We start from the raw sequence: 16,650 nt of genomic DNA, 5'->3' as shown, positions 1-16,650 counted from the left end.
CCATGGCGGACCGCCTCGTCCAACTTGTGATTTCAAAACAAGATTTCGAGGATGTCTCTGACTGTCTTGCCGACATGTCGTCCCGCGATTGGTGGCAAGTGCCCTGTGGCAGTGAGGACGGGCGGGTAACGGTTTTTATTGCCCTGCACAAAGCGGATGCCCAAGAGGTTGTCGACCGTCTGGCCGAGACATTGGACGGTCGCACAGGCTGGCGGCTCTATGCCTTGGCTACGGAATCCAGCCTGCCTGAAAACACCGATGAGGACGAACAGGAACGGATCGCCCAAAAGGAAACAGCGGCGACACGCGAAGACATTTACGCCGATATTCGTGCCGATGCCGCGCTGACCAAAGACTATTTGATCATGTCCGCCCTTGCGACCTGTGTTGCGGCAATTGGGCTCAGATCTGGTCAAGTTGCAGTGGTTATCGGCGCTATGGTGATCGCCCCGCTTTTGGGTCCGATCATCGCCTTTGCCTTTGGCACGGCGCTTGGGAACCTCGCCTTGTTGAAACTCTCGGCGCGCTCTTTGGGCGCTGGGATTTTAGTGTCGGTCCTGGTCGGCGCGGTGATCGGGCAGATGTTTCCTCCGTCTCAGGACACGGGCCTTTTGGATTACTCCGGCGTCCTGTCGCTTCAGACCGTGATCTTGCCCTTGGCCTCAGGGGCGGCAGCCGCGCTTATGGTTGCCTCTGGTAGCACCTCCGCTTTGATTGGCGTCATGGTGGCCGCCGCGCTTTTGCCACCGCTGGCGGGGTTCGGTCTTTTGATCGGGGGGCAAAACTGGGACATGGCCGTACGCGCCCTGGCAAGCGTGGCCGTCAACATCGTCGCCATCAACCTCGCCGCACAGGTGGTTTTTGTCCTCAAAGGCATCCGCCCAAGACGGTGGAAAAGCAAAGCCCACGCCACATCTGTGCGCGTGAGCCTTGCCATCTCTGTTGGGCTGGTCCTGTTGGTGACGCTCGCCTTATGGGGCTTTGGGCATCCCGATTTTTGGCACAATTAAGGCGGTTCGGGTCTATTTCGACCCAAACCACTTGCGATAAATCGCATCATACGTGCCATTTTCCCGCAGTTCCAAAAGGCTCTGATTGATTGGCTCGGCCAGCGCAGACCCCGACGGCAGCGCAATCCCATAGTTTTCTGGCACAAAGACCTGCCCAATGAGCCGCGCTTTGCCCCGACCCTTTTGGGTCACATAATACGCAAGGATTGGAGCGTCATAAACCACCGCGTCAATCTCGCCCTGTTCGAACGCCTCAATCAACGCCGCAGGATCATGATAAGGCACGAAGCTCAGATCACGCCGAGAGAGGAACTCCGCAGCCGTCGAGCGCTCAACCGTCCCGATGGTTTTGCCATAGAGATCGTTAAGCCCGTTCACATTGGCTTGGATCGCATCCACTGTCAGTGCGGCGGTGATGCGCGCAACAAAAACGGACACCAAAAACAGAGACGAAATCACCAGAAAGACGCCAAACAGACGGCCCATGGGCGAGCGTGGTTGCCGCTCCTCAAACCCACCATTGACGACAAGGTTCAAGGCCCACCAAAAGGCCGGGAACATCGCTTGGCTGGCGGGCATGTCGAAATACTCTTGATGCCGCTTTTCAAAATGCCACATCAACATGCCGCCCCCGAGCAAAAGCGCGAAAGCCCCCGCCAAAGCGATCAAAAGATCTTTTGAGAGGATAACGGCCCAAATGGAACTGCTTTCATTGCCCAGCGGGGTCATGATTTGCAGACCGGCCTGAAAGATCGGTTGGGAAAAATCCATGACCGACTCGCGGCTTGCGGTGATCGAAATATTGGCGATAGCGGCGTCTGCCGTGTTATCCTCAATCGCGCCAAGCATCTCTGTAAAGCTGTCCACCCTCTCGATGGCATAGCTCCAGCCAAGTTCAGTGGCCAATGCGTCCCAAAGCTCCATGGAAAAGCCGGTGTCACGCCCGGCCTCGACCATAGAAAATGGCACGCGCGAGACGGTCATAATTTTAAGGTCTTGTGCCCAGCCCGACATGGGACTGAACAACAGCAAAAGAAACGCCCAAAGGCGGAAAATGTGATTCATAGCATCACCCCCATCCAGATCGCATATGGCATAAGCTTGGCCCCGCTTTCAATCGCGGATCACAGATAGCGATCGGAAAGAAGCGCAAGGGCTTCATGGCGCAACAGGGATGCGGGGTCATGACCGCATCGTTTTGGGATCTGTATCGCGTTGAGATGCGACAGCCGGGTTGGCGCTGGTTGGTGTGGGTCATGGTTCAGGGCCAGGGGCATGACGCGAATGCCGGCGACGTGGTAGGCCTGAAAATCAGCAAGCACGAGGTTGTAGCGTTTCGACACCAATCCGGCCGAAGAGGTCGTGACCGGAAGGAAAGGCGCGATGTGCATCGCTTTGATCGACACGTCTTCGACGCCAAAGAGATAAGCGGTATCGACCCCTTCCGTCAGGATTTCGCAGCGTTGCGAGACGTCGAGGGTTTGGAGCAGGTTTTGAAAGGGTCGGCGCAGGCGGACCAACCCCATGCGTCCGATGTTTGGCAATGTGGTTTCGATCAGGGCCACCAAAGGCGACAGGCCGCCCGAATGGGTGGAAATGAGTGTCCCCGGTGTGAGCGTTTCGATCAAACGGGGCCCGTGCTCGGTATCGACCAGTGCTTTAGCGGCGATACCTTCGGAATAGCCTAGAGGTTCAACATGATCGGAAAAGGCAAAACAGGTCACATCGGAGGTCAGGGACGGTCTGTCGACGGCAAACAATATCCGCGCAAGGTCGTCTTCGTGTAGGGGCACAGGACGGTCGGTGGAGGATTTGGATGTTATGGCGCCAGTCTCAAGATTCTCGGCACCAATCCACGCGCTGTTGGTTTGACAACACCAACTGTAGGTGATGCGAATGGGGGTCTCTTTGCTCCATGCGGATAGATCAAGAGAGAGAACGGAGAGGGTTTGACCCTGTTCGACGGCCACCCAAAGCCGACCATTGGGACCCATCACCATATGAAAACTGCGTCTGAGTTCGGCGTGACGTTCAAAGTCGATCAGATCAAGTGGCTGGCAAAATTGGTCCGGGATCGCAGTCTCAAGGATCACACTGCCGCTGTGCAAGACACGGCGGCCCACGGGCCCACGCGCGGCACCTTGCTGCAATCCAAGTGAGTTGTAAACCGGGTGGCACTTCGTTGCCACTGCCCCAAGCCACGCCATATGATGCCCGCCCCCTCATGACCATGACCTTGTTCAAAGGTCATAATCTGCACAGTGCCGATGACGCAGATCCAACATTTGGGAAACCACACGGAAAACCGCGTTTTATTGACTTGTTAATGGGTGACAGAACCGTTCGGGTTTACCCGCAACTGGGTCTGACGTCTGCCTCACCTTTGTTTTGATCATACTCAAACATGCAATTCGGATTTAGTTAACACTTTTCCGCCCGCTCAAGAATGGCGGTGTGATCTGTTACAACCGCGCAACAATCTTCGGATTGCCCCGCGCGGGCGGGGCGGGTAACTCTTGAGGCCATATTTGGGGACCAAAGGAGACCGCAATGGCGCTCGATACACCGCTCGATCCCGTTCAACTGACAGCCGACTTGATCCGCTGTCCAAGTGTCACACCAGACGAGGCTGGTGCGCTGGCCCTTTTGGAACGCGTGTTAACGAAAGCCGGTTTTGTCTGCGTTCGGGTCGATCGCAATGGCACGCCAAACCTGTTTGCCCGTTGGGGCAAAAAGGCCGCGGCGCGCAGCTTGGGCTTTAATGGCCATACGGATGTTGTCCCCGTCGGCGATCTTGCGGCTTGGACCCATGACCCATTTGGCGGCGAGATCGCAGATGGTCTGCTGTGGGGGCGTGGGGCCACCGATATGAAATCCGGCGTGGCGGCTTTTGTTGCCGCCGCTTGCGACTATGCGACCCAAACCCAGCCGAAAGATGATGCCATCATCATCACCATCACGGGCGATGAAGAGGGCGACGCCACGGATGGCACCATCGCTCTGCTCGATTGGATGGCGCAAAACGGCGAGGCGATGAGTGATTGCCTTGTTGGCGAACCGACCTGTCCGAACACCATGGGCGAGATGATGAAAATCGGACGACGTGGCTCTCTCACCGCCTATTTCACCGCGCGCGGCATTCAGGGTCATGTCGCCTACCCGCATCAGACCCACAATCCGGTCCCGGTTTTGGCGCGGCTGATGGCCGATCTCTCGGCACATACGCTGGATCAGGGCACGGCGCATTTCGACCCAAGCAACCTAGAAGTCACAACCTTTGACACTGGGAATCCGGCAACCAACGTGGTTCCGGCACTCTGTCAGGCCACCGTCAACATCCGCTTTAATGACGCTCACTCAGGCGCGTCTCTGTCTGAGTGGCTGCGCGCCAAAGCCGCGCGCATGGCCAAGGAAACCGGGATCGAAATCGAGGTGCGGTTTTCCATTTCGGGCGAAAGTTTCCTGACACCTCCCGGTGCTTTCGTGAACTTGGTGGCCAGGTCGGTTGAGACGGTCACAGGCCTGCGCCCGGAACTCTCAACCACGGGCGGCACGTCGGATGCGCGGTTTGTCAAAAACCACTGCCCTGTGGTCGAATTTGGCCTCGTCGGCAAGACCATGCATAAAGTCGACGAACAGGTGCCAGTCTCGCAAATCGAAGACCTGAAAAGGGTCTATTCCCGCCTGATTGGGGACTATTTCGCATGAGCATCACCATTTGCAAAACCGATGACATCAAGGCCTGTTTGGCGTTGAGACTGGTGGTTTTTGTTGAGGAACAAAACGTCCCACTTGAAGAAGAAATCGACACATTCGACGATGAGGCGACGCATTTCCTCGCCCAAGACGAGGCGGGTGCCGCCGTGGGCACCGCACGCATCATCGAAGCTGGTGAAATCGGCAAAATAGGCCGGGTTTGTGTCGAAAAATCGCAAAGAGGCGCGGGGCTTGGGGCGGCTCTGATCGAGACGTGTTTGGCCGATCTAAAGACCCGCCCTCATATCAAAACCGCGAAACTCGGCGCGCAAAATCACGCCATCGGGTTTTATGAACGGTTCGGTTTCCGCGTGATTGGCGACGAATATATGGACGGTGGCATCCCACATCACGACATGGTCCTCGCCCTGTGAGGCCACATCTGGTCCTTATGGTTAAGGAACCGCATCCCGGTCGGGTCAAAACCCGGCTGGGCCGTGACATCGGCATGGTGCGCGCGGCATGGTGGTTTCGTCACCAAGCGCTTGGGACCATCCGACGCCTGCGCGATCCTCGTTGGGATATTGTGTTGGCTGTCTCGCCAGATCACGAAGGTCTTTTAAGTCGGGTTTGGCCCGATGATCTTATCAAAATGCCACAAGGTCATGGTGACCTTGGTGCCCGTATGGCGCGCGTGATGCGGGCCTGCGCTCCGCATCCAACCTGTGTCATTGGTGCCGATATTCCGGGTCTTCAAAAAGCCCACATTCGACAGGCTTTTACAGGATTAGGGTCACATTCTGCCGTGATCGGCCCTGCCGCAGATGGGGGATATTGGCTCATCGGGCTGCGTCACCCGGCGCAGCAACCCGCAGGCTTCTTAACCTCAGTGCGCTGGTCCACGCGCTGGGCGCGAGAGGACACACTTGCTTCGGCAAAACAGATGAGTTGGGCCAAGTTAGAGACGCTTTCAGATGTTGATGACCTCTCTGATCTGCGCCGACTGAATGAGCGCGACTGACCGCCCATGATGATTTCATCACATCCGCTGCTTTGTCAGTGGTGAGGCGCAGCGGGCCGTGGTAGATTCGCCCTATGAACAAGATCCCCACCAAAGACGAAATCCTCCAATGGATTTCCGATCACCCGACTGAGAGCGCAAAACGCGATATTGCCAAGGCTTTTGGCATCAAAGGTGCTGCGCGGATTGACCTGAAACGTATCCTCAAAGAACTTGAGGCGGAGGGTCACCTGCAAAAGCGGCACAAGACCTATCGCGACCCGGATAAACTTCCCCCGGTGTCGGTTTTGTCCGTGTTTGCCCCCGATGCTCAGGGCGATTTGTTTGCGCGCCCGCTGGAATGGACCGGCGAAGGTCCCGAGCCCCGGATTTTGATGGTACTGCGTGAAAGCGATGCCGCCTTGGGCGAGGGCGAGCGGATTTTGGCCAAGCTGCAAGAGGTAAAAGGCGAGGATCACCAATATGAGGCCCGCCTGATCCGTAAAATAGGCTCTAATCCACGCAAAATCTTGGGTATCTATCGCAAAGATGCCGAAGGTGGGCGGGTTGTGCCGATCGACAAAGGCAACGACAAAGACTTTCTGGTCCGGTCGGGCAATGACTATGGCGCGCAGGACGGTGAATTGGTTGAGGCCGAGCAAGCCGGGTCAAAGGGCCGTATGGGCCTGCCTCTGGCGCGCATCATCACCCGTCTGGGCGACCCGAGTGCGCCCAAGGCCGTGTCGCTGATCGCGATCCACCAACATGGCATTCCCGATGATTTCCCCGATGATGTGATCGCCGAGGCCGATGCCGCCAAACCAGCGGGTCTCAAGGGCCGCGAGGACCTGCGCGATCTGCCTCTGGTGACCATTGATCCGGCCGATGCGCGCGACCGTGATGATGCGATTTGGGCCGAATTCGACCCTGATCCAGCCAATAAGGGCGGGTTTATCCTTTGGGTGGCGATTGCCGATGTGGCGCATTATGTGACACCCGGTTCCGCGCTTGATCGCGAGGCGTGGAAACGTGGCAACTCGACCTATTTCCCGGATCGGGTTGTGCCGATGTTGCCGGATCGCCTGTCCGGCGATCTGTGTTCGCTGCACGAAGGCGTGCCGCGTGCCTGTTTGGCCGTGCGGATGGTGATTGATTCCGAAGGCAAAAAGAAATCGCATCGCTTCATGCGCGGTCTGATGAAATCGGCCGCCGCCTTGAATTACGCCGAAGTGCAAGCGGCCCGCGATGGGCAACCCAATGAGGCCTGTGCCCCGTTGATGGACACGGTGATCGGGCCGATTTACGAGGCTTACGAGGCCCTCAAACGCGCCCGCCATGACCGTCAGCCGCTGGATTTGGATCTGCCTGAACGCAAAATCGTTTTGAGCGAAGATGGGCGTGTCGCCTCTGTTGCTCTGGCCGAGCGGTTTGATGCGCATCGGCTGATCGAGGAGTTCATGGTGCTGGCCAATGTCTCCGCCGCCGAAGAACTGTTTCATCGCAACCGACCGCTGCTCTACCGTGTGCATGAAGAACCCTCGGGCGAGAAACTTGACGCGCTGCGCGAAGTGGCACAGGCCTCGGGCTTTACTCTGGCAAAGGGACAGGTGATCCACACCTCGCATCTGAACAGGCTTCTGGCTCAGGCCGAAGGCACGGAGCAGGACGAATTGATCAACATTTCGACCCTGCGCTCGATGACCCAAGCCTATTACCACCCGGAGAATTACGGCCATTTCGGTCTCGCCCTGCGCTCATACGCGCATTTCACCTCGCCGATCCGCCGTTATGCCGATCTTGTCGTCCATCGCGGTCTGATTTCAGCCCATGGTTGGGGCAAGGACGGCTTGTCTGCCGATGAGATTGAGCGTTTGGAGGTGACGGCCAAACATATCTCCGAAACCGAACGTCGCTCGATGACGGCGGAGCGCGACACGAATGACCGCTATCTGGCCTCCTATCTGAGCGAACGCATTGGCAATGAGATGACCGGGCATATTTCGGGCATCCAAAAATTTGGCGCTTTCATCAAACTGGATGAAACCGGCGCCGATGGCCTTGTGCCGGTGCGCACGATGGGCGCAGAGTTTTTCCATTACGACCCAGACGAGCAAACGCTGATGGGGGCTGACACCGGCATGAAGATTTCGATTGGTCAAAAGGTCGTTGTGCGTATTGCCGAGGCTGTGCCTGTGACCGGCGGGTTGGAGTTGGAATTGCTGTCAATTGACGGGGCGTTGATGCCGCGCGGACCGCGCCGGGCCAAAGGCCGCGTGGTGTCGCGCAAGTACAATAAAGGTAAGGCCCATAAGGAAAAGATCCGTAAGAAAGTACAGCGGCGGCGGAGCTGAACGACACGGATAGCGGATTATCGCCGCCTCTGTGTTCCCGGCTTCAACCCTGCCAAGGTTTTGGTCTACGGTCGAGTAACTGTTATTGGAGCTGTTAGAATGCGCCCTGTTTTCCTCTCTGTCTTTGGTCTGTTTTTCGGGCTTGGCCTCACCTCCGCCACCGCACAGCCTGCGGGGCACATTGCGGAATTGCCGCATCAATTTAATCGGGAGAGTGCCGTGACCTTGGTCTCATCCACCTCACAAGCCGGGCTGGACGCGTGGATCGCCGGGTTTAAGACCCGTGCCATGCGCGAAGGCATTTCTCAAACCACCTTTGATCGCGCCTTTCGCGGTGTGCGCTATAATGAAGACGTGATCGCCAAGGATCGCAAACAGTCCGAATTCACCAAACAAATCTGGGATTATCTCGACAGTGCCGCCTCCCCCACACGGGTGTCGAACGGTCAGGCGGCGATGCGCAAACATGCGGCGGTTTTGGACGGGGTCGAACGGGTGTATGGCGTCGATAAACATGTGGTTGCGGCAATCTGGGGCGTTGAGAGTGCCTATGGCGCGACCCGCGGTGACACCAATGTGATCGAAGCCATGGCGACGCTGGCCTATGACGGGCGGCGCGGTCGGTTTTTTGAAAGCCAACTTTTGGCGGCTTTGAAAATCCTTCAGTCGGGCGACACCTCGCCCCATAACATGAAGGGAAGCTGGGCCGGTGCTATGGGCCACACCCAGTTTATTCCGACCTCTTTTCTGGCCTTTGCGGTCGATGGCAACGGCGATGGAAAACGCGATATTTGGTCGAATGACCCAACCGATGCGCTGGCCTCCACGGCCGCCTACTTGGCCAAACACGGTTGGAAAAAGGGACAGCCTTGGGGCGTCGAAGTGCGACTTCCGGCTGGATTCGACTATAGTTCTGCGCGCCGCGACACCATGCGTGCGCCGTCAGATTGGGCCTCTTTAGGGGTGATGGGAATCGACGGACGGCCCGTGCCGAACTACGGCAAAGGCTCGATTCTTTTGCCTGCGGGCGCGTCAGGCGCGGCCTTTATGATCTTTGACAACTTCGCGGTGATTGAGCGCTACAACAAGGCGGATGCCTATGTGATCGGCGTTGGCCACCTCTCAGATCGACTGCGTGGTGGCCCGGCGATTCAGGCGTCTTGGCCGCGCGGCTATGCACCGTTGTCGTTTAAAGAAAAGATGCAGATGCAGCGGATTTTGAAGCGCAAAGGCTTCTTGGATGACAAGGTCGATGGCATCATTGGCCCGAACACGATCAATGCGATCCGAGCGTTTCAGAACTCGGTCGGCGTGACCCCGGATGGTTATCCGTCACAGACGCTTTTGAAACTGTTGAGATAAGAGGATTTCAGGCCAAATGGCCTGAGAATTCCGTCACCAAAGCCTGATAAATATCGCGCTTAAACGACACAATATCAGACACCAATCCGGCAGAATCGGTCCATTTCCATTGGCCAAATTCCGGGTGGTCGGTGTCGATATTGATGGCGCTCTCTGGCCCTTTGAAACGCAGCACAAACCAGAGCTGTTTCTGACCGCGATATTTGCCCTTCCAGACCTTGCCCAAAAGGTGATCCGGCAAATCATAGGTCAGCCAATCAGCGGACTGCGCGAGCACCTCGACATGATCTGACCTCACGCCAATTTCTTCCCAAAGCTCGCGTAAAGCGGCCTCTTCCGGCGTTTCACCGGCATCAATTCCGCCTTGCGGCATCTGCCAGGCACCGGGCGTGTCGATGCGCTCACCGACAAAAATCCGGCCCTCGGCGTTCAACAACATGATCCCCACGCAAGGGCGGTAGGGCAAAGTGGATCGGTCTTTGGTCATCAGGTCCTCGCAAGAAAAAAGGGGGCCACGCGGCCCCCTCTCCATAGGATCAATTGCCGATTTTCGACAGGCCTTTCAGCAGGTCGATCGCATAAGCAAGTTGGAAATCCTCATCGCGCAATTTCGCGGACTCTTCGGCGGCGGCGCGTTCTTCTTCGATCTTGCGGCGCTCATCCTCGGTGAAACTGTCGTTGTTGAGAGCCCCGCGCAAATCCGCCTCGGAACGCAACTTCGGCGCATCCGCCGTCTCGTCGGCTTCGGGCAGGCGCGGCGGCTGTGCGACGATGATGTCGGGCGAAATGCCAAGCGCCTGAATCGAGCGACCCGACGGCGTATAGTAACGCGCCGTGGTCAGGCGCATCGCGCCATCAGAGCGCAGCGGCATGACCGTTTGCACCGAGCCTTTGCCAAAGGATTTCGTCCCGACAACAACCGCGCGATGGTGATCTTGCAGAGCGCCTGAGACGATTTCAGAGGCCGAGGCCGAGCCGCCATTGATCAGCACGACAATCGGTTTGCCCTCGGCCAAATCGCCCGGACGCGCATTGACGCGTTCGCTGTCTTCGGGTGTGCGGCCACGGGTCGAGACGATTTCACCCTCTTCCAGGAACGCATCAGAGACCTTGATCGCCTGATCCAACAGCCCGCCGGGGTTGTTGCGCAAGTCGACGACGATGCCATCGACATTGGCCATGCCGCCCAGTTCTTCGACACCTTTTTTCAGGCCATCTTCGAGGTTCGGATAGGTTTGTTCGTTGAATGTGGTGACACGCAGCACGATGGTGTGATCTTCCACGCGCGAGCGCACGGCGGTCAATTTGATCGTGTCGCGGATGATGGAGATGTCGAAGGGCTCTTCAACCCCCTCGCGCACCACGGTGATGACGATCTCGGAGCCAACCGGCCCGCGCATCAATTCCACGGTTTGATCAAGGGTCATGCCCATCACGCTGCTGCCATCCACGGCGGTGATATAATCGCCGGTTTCGACACCTGCGATATCGGCGGGCGTGCCGTCCATCGGAGCGACGACTTTCACAAAGCCCTCTTCTTGCGTGACCTCAATGCCAAGTCCACCAAAGGAGCCGGAGGTTTGCACCCGCATATCGGCGGCGTCTTTTGGGGACAGATAGGAGGAATGCGGGTCAAGTGAAGAGAGCATGCCGTCAATGGCCGCCTCGATCAGCTCTTCGGAGTCAACCTCTTCGACATATTGCGCGCGGATGCGTTCAAACACGTCCCCAAAAAGATCAAGCTGCTCGTAGACGTTGCTGGACTTCTCGGCTTCTTGCGCCAAAAGCGGGCCGGCGAATTGCGTCGAGATCAATGTGCCTGCAAGGATACCGGCCACGCCCGCCATCAAATATTTCTTCATTCCTGTTCCTCTCACCCGCCCGCCATGCGGGCCCTTGATCGACTAAAGCGGTGCGTTCGCGAACCATTGTTCCGGGTTCACCGGCTTTCCGCCTTCTCTGACCTCTATATAAAGCGTCTCTGTCAGGCCTGCGCCAGTGCCTTGGGTGGCATTTTCCACAAAGGCGTCCAAATCCGGCGCGGCTCCGCCCATCAGTCCAACGGCTGTGCCAGCAGGGATCACCTCGCCAACTTCACCGTAGACCTCATCAAGCCCTGCCAAAACAAGCAATACGTCATTTCCGGGCTCAAGTATGATCACATTTCCGTAGTCCAGAAACGCGCCCCTGTAGCGAATGGTGGCGGGCCATGGCGTTGAGACCAAGGACAGCGCCCGCGTGGCCCAAAGCCAGCCCGGACGTGCCACCCCCGCCGCATCGGGTTCTTTATAGCCGCGGATGAAAACGCCACTGACCGGCATCGGCCATGTGCCCTTTGCCGCATCCAGATCGGGCAAGGGGCTGATCCCATCCACCACATCCATCACGGCAAGGCCGGAGGCAAAAGCCTCAAGTGTTTCCGAACTGTCAATCAGGGTCTTCAAACGATCGGGATCGGTGCTGAACCGACGCGGAAGGTCAGTGCGGTCCGACATCGCCTGAGACAGGTCGGTGCGCGCCTGTTGCGCCTCCTTGAGACCTCGGGCCAGGGTCTCGAGCGCCTCATCTTGCAATTCCCGCAAAATAGAGACCTCTTCGAGTTTGATCCGAAGCGCATCGGCATCCGCCTGCATCGCGGGCGTGATTGCAGAGACCAACATGCCCGCGCGCGCATGACCCAAAGGACCGGTCGGATGCACCAAGGCTTCTGGCGAGGCATCAGGTTTGAGATTGATCAAAATGCCAAGAAGTTGCGCGACTTGGCCGCTTTCATCCTGAAACTCACGGTCCAACTCATCTTCGCGCAGGGACACTTGCCGTAGCCCCGCGCGCATCGCCTCTAACCCGTCTTCATAGGCACGCACGACACGGGTCAGGGCCTTGACCCGATCCCCGGCAGATTGCGCCGCCTCCAATTCAGAATGCGCCGCATTGAACTGCGCCACAGCCCCTTCGGCCAGCGCAGCGGGGCTATCCTCCTGCGCCAGTGCGACCCCGGTCAGAAGCGCAAAACAAACTGCGACAGTGCCCAGTCTCATGTGACGATAAGACTTTCACCGGTCATTTCAGCGGGCTGATCGAGCCCCATCAATTCAAGGATCGTTGGTGCCACATCGGCCAAACGCCCGCCCGACCGCAACCGCGCGCCTTTGGGACCCCCGAACAGGATCACGGGAACCGGGTTGGTGGTGTGTGCGGTGTGAGGGCCACCCGTGATCGGATCAATCATGGTTTCACAATTGCCGTGATCCGCGATCACCAACATCGCGCCCCCGACCTTTTCAAGCTCGGCCACAACCTTGCCCAGACCGTCATCCACCGCCTCACAGGCGGCCATTGCGGCCTCCAAAATGCCCGTGTGTCCGACCATATCGGGGTTGGCAAAATTGGTGACGATCAGGTCATAGCCCTCATCAATCGCCCAGACGAATTTTTCGGCCACCTCAGGCTCGCTCATCTCGGGCTGCAAATCATAGGTCGCGACTTTTGGCGATTTCGGCATGAAGCGATCCTCGCCCTCCTCCGGCGTCTCTTTGCCGCCATTGAGGAAAAACGTCACATGCGGATATTTTTCGGTCTCGGCCAAACGGAATTGTTTCAACCCCTTCTTGGCGACCCATTCGCCCAGCGTGTTGATGATGTCACTTTTTGGATAGGCGGTGGTCATATAGGCGCCGTGGCTGGCGGAATAGTCGACCATGCCCAAGAATGCCGACAGGCGTGGGCGCGGGCCGGTGTCAAACTCGGCAAACTCCGGCTCGCCAATAGCGCGCAGGATCTCACGGGCGCGGTCGGCGCGGAAGTTGAGACAGAAAAAGCCATCGCCATCTTTGACGCCCGCGTAATCGCCAATCACTGTGGCTTTGATAAACTCATCATGCTCACCGCGCGCATAAGAGGCGGTGACAGCGCCTGCGGCCGTGGCGGCGGTTTCAACGCCTGTGCCATTGATCATCGCGAAATAGGCCTGAGACACCCGTTCCCACCGATTGTCGCGATCCATCGCGTAATAGCGGCCAATGACCGTGCCGACCGATGCCCCTTTGGGCAGGCGCGCCACTAGATCGGGGATGAATGTTGCCGAAGATTGCGGCGCAACATCGCGGCCATCGGTGATGGCATGGATGATCACCGGCACGCCATGATCGGTGATCGCCTTGGCGGCGGCCAGCGTGTGTTCGATATGGCCATGCACGCCACCGTCCGAGATCACGCCCATCAAATGCGCGGTGCCGCCAGCGGCTTTGACCTTTTCGGCAAAGGCGACGATTTCGGCGTTTTGAAAGAAAGAGCCATCTTCGATGGCCAAATCAATCTGGCCCAGATCCATCGCCACAACCCGGCCCGCGCCGATGTTGGTGTGACCGACCTCGGAGTTGCCCATTTGCCCGCTCGGCAGGCCCACATCCGGTCCAAATGTGATCAACGTGTCATGCGGACACTCTGCCATCAGCCGATCAAAGGTTGGGGTTTTGGCCAAAACGGGGGCGTTTGCCTCGGGTGTTGGGCCAATCCCCCAGCCATCGAGAATACAAAGAACGACGGGTTTCGGTGTGGCCATGACGGGCTTCCTTCTAAACAGAGCAAAGCAGTTGCACCCTATCTAACGTGCCATCACCGCTTGTTGAACCACCAAGGGCTTCATTGCAGCAAAAATACTTGGATCATTCGCGATGATAGGGCGATCCGGCGAGAATAGAGGCGGCACGGTAAAGTTGTTCGGTGAGCATGGCGCGGACCAGCATATGCGGCCAGACCATTTTGCCCAAAGAGATCGAAAACTCCGCCTGCGCGCGCAGCGATGGGTCAATCCCGTCGGCTCCGCCAATGACAAAGGCCACATCAGAGCGCCCGGCATCGCGCCAGTTCGCTAATTTATCTGCAAACTCAGGAGAGGAGAGCAGTTTGCCACGCTCATCCATGGTCACGATCACCGCGCCTTTCGGCAAGGCCCGCTCCAAAAGCACGGCTTCCGCTTTCATACCGCCGCCCTTTTTGTCCTCAACCTCTGATAGGGTCAAAGGTCCAAGGCCAAGCGCGCGCCCGGTGCGGTCGAACCGGGTGGTGTAATCTGCAATCAACGCCGCTTCAGGACCGGCACGCAGCCGGCCCACGGCATTGATGTGAACTTTCATCAGCTCTCGATCGGCTTGGACGTCGACGCAGCGCGGGAGTCTTCTGCCGACATCCACATTTTTTCGAGCTGGTAGAACTCACGGACTTCGGGACGGAAAATGTGAACAATCACATCGCCCGCATCAATCAAAACCCAATCGCCCTGATCTTTGCCTTCGATGCGCGAAAACACTTCGTGTTCCATTTTCAGGGCCGCGGAGAGTTTTTCGGCGGTGGCAGAGACCTGACGGGTCGAGCGACCGGAACAGATCACCATATAATCCGCCATCTCAGACTTGCCCTGCAAGCTGATGGTGACGATGTCTTCGGCTTTGTCTTGGTCAAGAAAGTCGGTGATGAAATTCAACAATTTCTGGCCACCAAATTTTTCAGAGGCTGCGCCTGTCATGGGCATCTCCGAATGTGCAGCGTCAAGGGCTGCGGTCTGAGGTAGAGACAGGACATAGTCCTCCTATCAAAGCGCGCCGTCATGCCCCGGCGCTGGGCATATAGTCAATATAGCATCAGTAGAGGTAAATCTCAATGTACCCTGCGCGTCGATCAATCAACCCCCTTTGTGACAAGCTGAGAGCCCTCCAACACCCGCACTTCGCGTTGTGGGAAGGGGATGGAAATGCCATTGGCTTTGAACGCATCCCAGAGCGAAAGATAGACATCGCCGCGCACATTGGTCAGCCCGCCCGTCGGTCCGTGATCCAAAACCTCAGGATGTAATCCACCGAGTTGTCTCCAAAACCAACGATATGACAGACGGGCGGTTTGGTGGTCAGGACCCGTTTGACGGCTTTGGCGGCCTCAATCGCGATTTGCCGGACTTGGTGCGGATCATCGCCGTAGGCGGTGCCAAAATAGATGTCCAAACGGACAAAATCGTTTGTATGTGACCAGTTGACCACCTGCCCGGTGATCAGATCTTCGTTGGGGATCAAAAACTCCTTGCCATCGCGGGTGGTGATCGAGGCATAGCGCGCGCCCAGCGTGTTGATCCACCCAAAGGTATCGCCCAGCGAAATCACGTCGCCGGGTTTGATGGATTTGTCCAAAAGGATGATCACGCCGGACACGAGGTTTGACACAACTTTCTGCAAGCCAAAACCAAGTCCCACACCAATTGCCCCGGACAAGACCGCGAGCCCGGTCAGATCAAAACCGACCGCTTTCAACCCGACGAAAAACGCGGCGCCATAGAGAGCCACCTGAACGCCTTTGATGATCAATTCGCGCATCGAGGGTGAAATGTCTTCGTTGCGCCGAATGCGGGTCGAGGTTTGGCGTGCGGTGATGCGGGCAAAGGAGACCAAAAGACCCGTCACCACCAAGGCCTTCAACAGCGAGAGGGCGGAGAGGCGAAAATCGCCAAACTCCACCGCGATGCTGTCTAAAAACGATGCCGCCCAGTCCAACCCACCAAAGAAATAGAGCGTCACATAGGCCCATAGCCCCCAGCGTACCGTGCGACGCAAGGATCGGTTGCGGACCAGTTGCACCACAAATTCCACCGCGAACCACGCCGAGACGACCCGCGCGATGATGGCGACCAAATAGGAGCGCGAGGGCCATGTGATTTGGTGCATCACAAGGTAGACGGCCCAGAGGAGCAGCGCCCAAACCAACAAGGGCAGCCGCTTTTCCACCGCCAAAAGCAGCCGCAATTGCCATTTTGGCCGACCTTCCAAGCTGCGCATCCAATTGCGCATCCGGGCGCTGAGAATTCGCCCGATCAAGATCGCGCCAGCGAGCGTCATAAGGGTGATGCCGATCTGATAAAGGTTCCACCGTCTGAGCAGGCCTTGGAGAAACCCCAGGATATCGTCACCGGTTTGGTTCAAAAGCTCTGTGATCTGGGTCGGTTCCACGCGCGGTCCTTTGGTGTTTGCGCCAGCTTGGCACGGCAAAGCGCCAGCGTGCAAGCGCAGCGCACCCGCAACGCGTCAACTCCCTTGCGGGACTCAATGCCAATCTATATGTGAACCGCATGGAACGTATGTTTGAAATCGCTGATCGGGCCTGGTTGCCCTGGCGCTTCTTCGGAGCGATGTGCTCAGTCCTTGCCCGACTTTGATGCGGTCTGGACAGGTGTGTCCGCACGCCACCC

Annotated in this window: 14 protein-coding genes and 1 pseudogene; 6 read left to right on the top strand and 9 right to left on the bottom strand. The window is 57.7% G+C overall.

Going from position 1 to position 16,650, the window contains the following annotated elements:
- Positions 1–2: 2 nt before the first annotated feature.
- Positions 3–1,010, top strand: a complete 1,008-nt coding sequence (locus C8029_RS07265) for a TIGR00341 family protein (protein ID WP_152002604.1) — start codon at positions 3–5, stop codon at positions 1,008–1,010.
- A 12-nt stretch (positions 1,011–1,022) separates the two neighbouring features.
- On the opposite strand, the gene C8029_RS07260 is transcribed toward C8029_RS07265, so the two are convergent.
- Both C8029_RS07260 and C8029_RS07255 read right to left on the bottom strand, forming a co-directional pair.
- The gene (locus C8029_RS07260) at positions 1,023–2,075 is read right to left on the bottom strand and encodes a transporter substrate-binding domain-containing protein (protein WP_009570116.1); all 1,053 of its coding nucleotides are present in this window, start codon (positions 2,073–2,075) and stop codon (positions 1,023–1,025) included.
- Positions 2,076–2,134: 59 nt separating this feature from the next.
- Positions 2,135–3,133 (bottom strand): Hint domain-containing protein, encoded by a 999-nt coding sequence (locus C8029_RS07255; RefSeq protein ID WP_152002603.1) that lies wholly within the window; start codon positions 3,131–3,133, stop codon positions 2,135–2,137.
- Between the two features lie 427 nt (positions 3,134–3,560).
- Between C8029_RS07255 and dapE the strand changes: the two genes are divergently transcribed.
- From dapE to C8029_RS07230, 5 genes are all read left to right on the top strand, one after another.
- Positions 3,561–4,718 (top strand): succinyl-diaminopimelate desuccinylase, encoded by a 1,158-nt coding sequence (gene dapE, locus C8029_RS07250; RefSeq protein ID WP_009570118.1) that lies wholly within the window; start codon positions 3,561–3,563, stop codon positions 4,716–4,718.
- The gene (locus C8029_RS07245; RefSeq protein ID WP_009570119.1) at positions 4,715–5,140 is read left to right on the top strand and encodes a GNAT family N-acetyltransferase; all 426 of its coding nucleotides are present in this window, start codon (positions 4,715–4,717) and stop codon (positions 5,138–5,140) included. Before dapE ends, C8029_RS07245 begins: the two co-directional genes overlap by 4 nt.
- A 17-nt stretch (positions 5,141–5,157) precedes the next feature.
- On the top strand, positions 5,158–5,727 hold the full coding sequence (locus tag C8029_RS07240) for a TIGR04282 family arsenosugar biosynthesis glycosyltransferase (RefSeq protein WP_009570120.1): 570 nt from the start codon (positions 5,158–5,160) through the stop codon (positions 5,725–5,727).
- A gap of 74 nt (positions 5,728–5,801) precedes the next feature.
- On the top strand, positions 5,802–8,057 hold the full coding sequence (rnr, locus tag C8029_RS07235) for a ribonuclease R (RefSeq protein WP_152002602.1): 2,256 nt from the start codon (positions 5,802–5,804) through the stop codon (positions 8,055–8,057).
- A gap of 99 nt (positions 8,058–8,156) precedes the next feature.
- Complete coding sequence (locus C8029_RS07230) at positions 8,157–9,419, top strand: lytic murein transglycosylase (RefSeq protein WP_152002601.1); 1,263 nt, start codon at positions 8,157–8,159, stop codon at positions 9,417–9,419.
- A 7-nt stretch (positions 9,420–9,426) separates the two neighbouring features.
- On the opposite strand, the gene C8029_RS07225 is transcribed toward C8029_RS07230, so the two are convergent.
- From C8029_RS07225 to C8029_RS07195, 7 genes and pseudogenes are all read right to left on the bottom strand, one after another.
- Entirely contained in the window at positions 9,427–9,906 is a 480-nt protein-coding gene (locus tag C8029_RS07225; RefSeq protein WP_152002600.1) for an RNA pyrophosphohydrolase, read from the bottom strand.
- Between the two features lie 49 nt (positions 9,907–9,955).
- Positions 9,956–11,281, bottom strand: coding sequence for a S41 family peptidase (locus tag C8029_RS07220; RefSeq protein WP_009570124.1), 1,326 nt, complete (start codon positions 11,279–11,281; stop codon positions 9,956–9,958).
- A gap of 42 nt (positions 11,282–11,323) precedes the next feature.
- On the bottom strand, positions 11,324–12,457 hold the full coding sequence (locus tag C8029_RS07215; RefSeq protein ID WP_152002599.1) for a murein hydrolase activator EnvC family protein: 1,134 nt from the start codon (positions 12,455–12,457) through the stop codon (positions 11,324–11,326).
- Entirely contained in the window at positions 12,454–13,980 is a 1,527-nt protein-coding gene (gene gpmI / locus C8029_RS07210; RefSeq protein ID WP_152002598.1) for a 2,3-bisphosphoglycerate-independent phosphoglycerate mutase, read from the bottom strand. Before gpmI ends, C8029_RS07215 begins: the two co-directional genes overlap by 4 nt.
- Positions 13,981–14,083: 103 nt before the next feature.
- Positions 14,084–14,554 (bottom strand): 23S rRNA (pseudouridine(1915)-N(3))-methyltransferase RlmH, encoded by a 471-nt coding sequence (gene rlmH, locus C8029_RS07205; RefSeq protein WP_009570127.1) that lies wholly within the window; start codon positions 14,552–14,554, stop codon positions 14,084–14,086.
- The gene (gene rsfS, locus C8029_RS07200; protein ID WP_152002597.1) at positions 14,554–14,943 is read right to left on the bottom strand and encodes a ribosome silencing factor; all 390 of its coding nucleotides are present in this window, start codon (positions 14,941–14,943) and stop codon (positions 14,554–14,556) included. The genes rlmH and rsfS overlap by 1 nt, the downstream gene beginning before the upstream one ends.
- A 152-nt stretch (positions 14,944–15,095) precedes the next feature.
- Positions 15,096–16,411: pseudogene (locus tag C8029_RS07195) on the bottom strand (mechanosensitive ion channel family protein).
- Between the last annotated feature and the right edge of the window lie 239 nt (positions 16,412–16,650).

Source organism: Roseobacter sp. TSBP12 (assembly GCF_009129705.1).
GTDB lineage: Bacteria > Pseudomonadota > Alphaproteobacteria > Rhodobacterales > Rhodobacteraceae > Celeribacter > Celeribacter baekdonensis_A.
The sequence above is the reverse complement of the archived record's forward strand: the minus strand, read 5'-3'. Positions and strand labels throughout refer to the sequence as shown.

Coding starts and splice junctions, on each gene's coding strand:
- C8029_RS07265 (WP_152002604.1), top strand. CDS start 3: ATGGCGGACCGCCTCGTCCAACTTGTGATTTCAAAACAAGATTTCGAG.
- C8029_RS07225 (WP_152002600.1), bottom strand. CDS start 9,906: ATGACCAAAGACCGATCCACTTTGCCCTACCGCCCTTGCGTGGGGATC.
- C8029_RS07245 (WP_009570119.1), top strand. CDS start 4,715: ATGAGCATCACCATTTGCAAAACCGATGACATCAAGGCCTGTTTGGCG.
- rnr (WP_152002602.1), top strand. CDS start 5,802: ATGAACAAGATCCCCACCAAAGACGAAATCCTCCAATGGATTTCCGAT.
- dapE (WP_009570118.1), top strand. CDS start 3,561: ATGGCGCTCGATACACCGCTCGATCCCGTTCAACTGACAGCCGACTTG.
- C8029_RS07260 (WP_009570116.1), bottom strand. CDS start 2,075: ATGAATCACATTTTCCGCCTTTGGGCGTTTCTTTTGCTGTTGTTCAGT.
- C8029_RS07230 (WP_152002601.1), top strand. CDS start 8,157: ATGCGCCCTGTTTTCCTCTCTGTCTTTGGTCTGTTTTTCGGGCTTGGC.
- C8029_RS07220 (WP_009570124.1), bottom strand. CDS start 11,281: ATGAAGAAATATTTGATGGCGGGCGTGGCCGGTATCCTTGCAGGCACA.
- rsfS (WP_152002597.1), bottom strand. CDS start 14,943: ATGACAGGCGCAGCCTCTGAAAAATTTGGTGGCCAGAAATTGTTGAAT.
- gpmI (WP_152002598.1), bottom strand. CDS start 13,980: ATGGCCACACCGAAACCCGTCGTTCTTTGTATTCTCGATGGCTGGGGG.
- C8029_RS07240 (WP_009570120.1), top strand. CDS start 5,158: ATGGTTAAGGAACCGCATCCCGGTCGGGTCAAAACCCGGCTGGGCCGT.
- C8029_RS07215 (WP_152002599.1), bottom strand. CDS start 12,457: ATGAGACTGGGCACTGTCGCAGTTTGTTTTGCGCTTCTGACCGGGGTC.
- rlmH (WP_009570127.1), bottom strand. CDS start 14,554: ATGAAAGTTCACATCAATGCCGTGGGCCGGCTGCGTGCCGGTCCTGAA.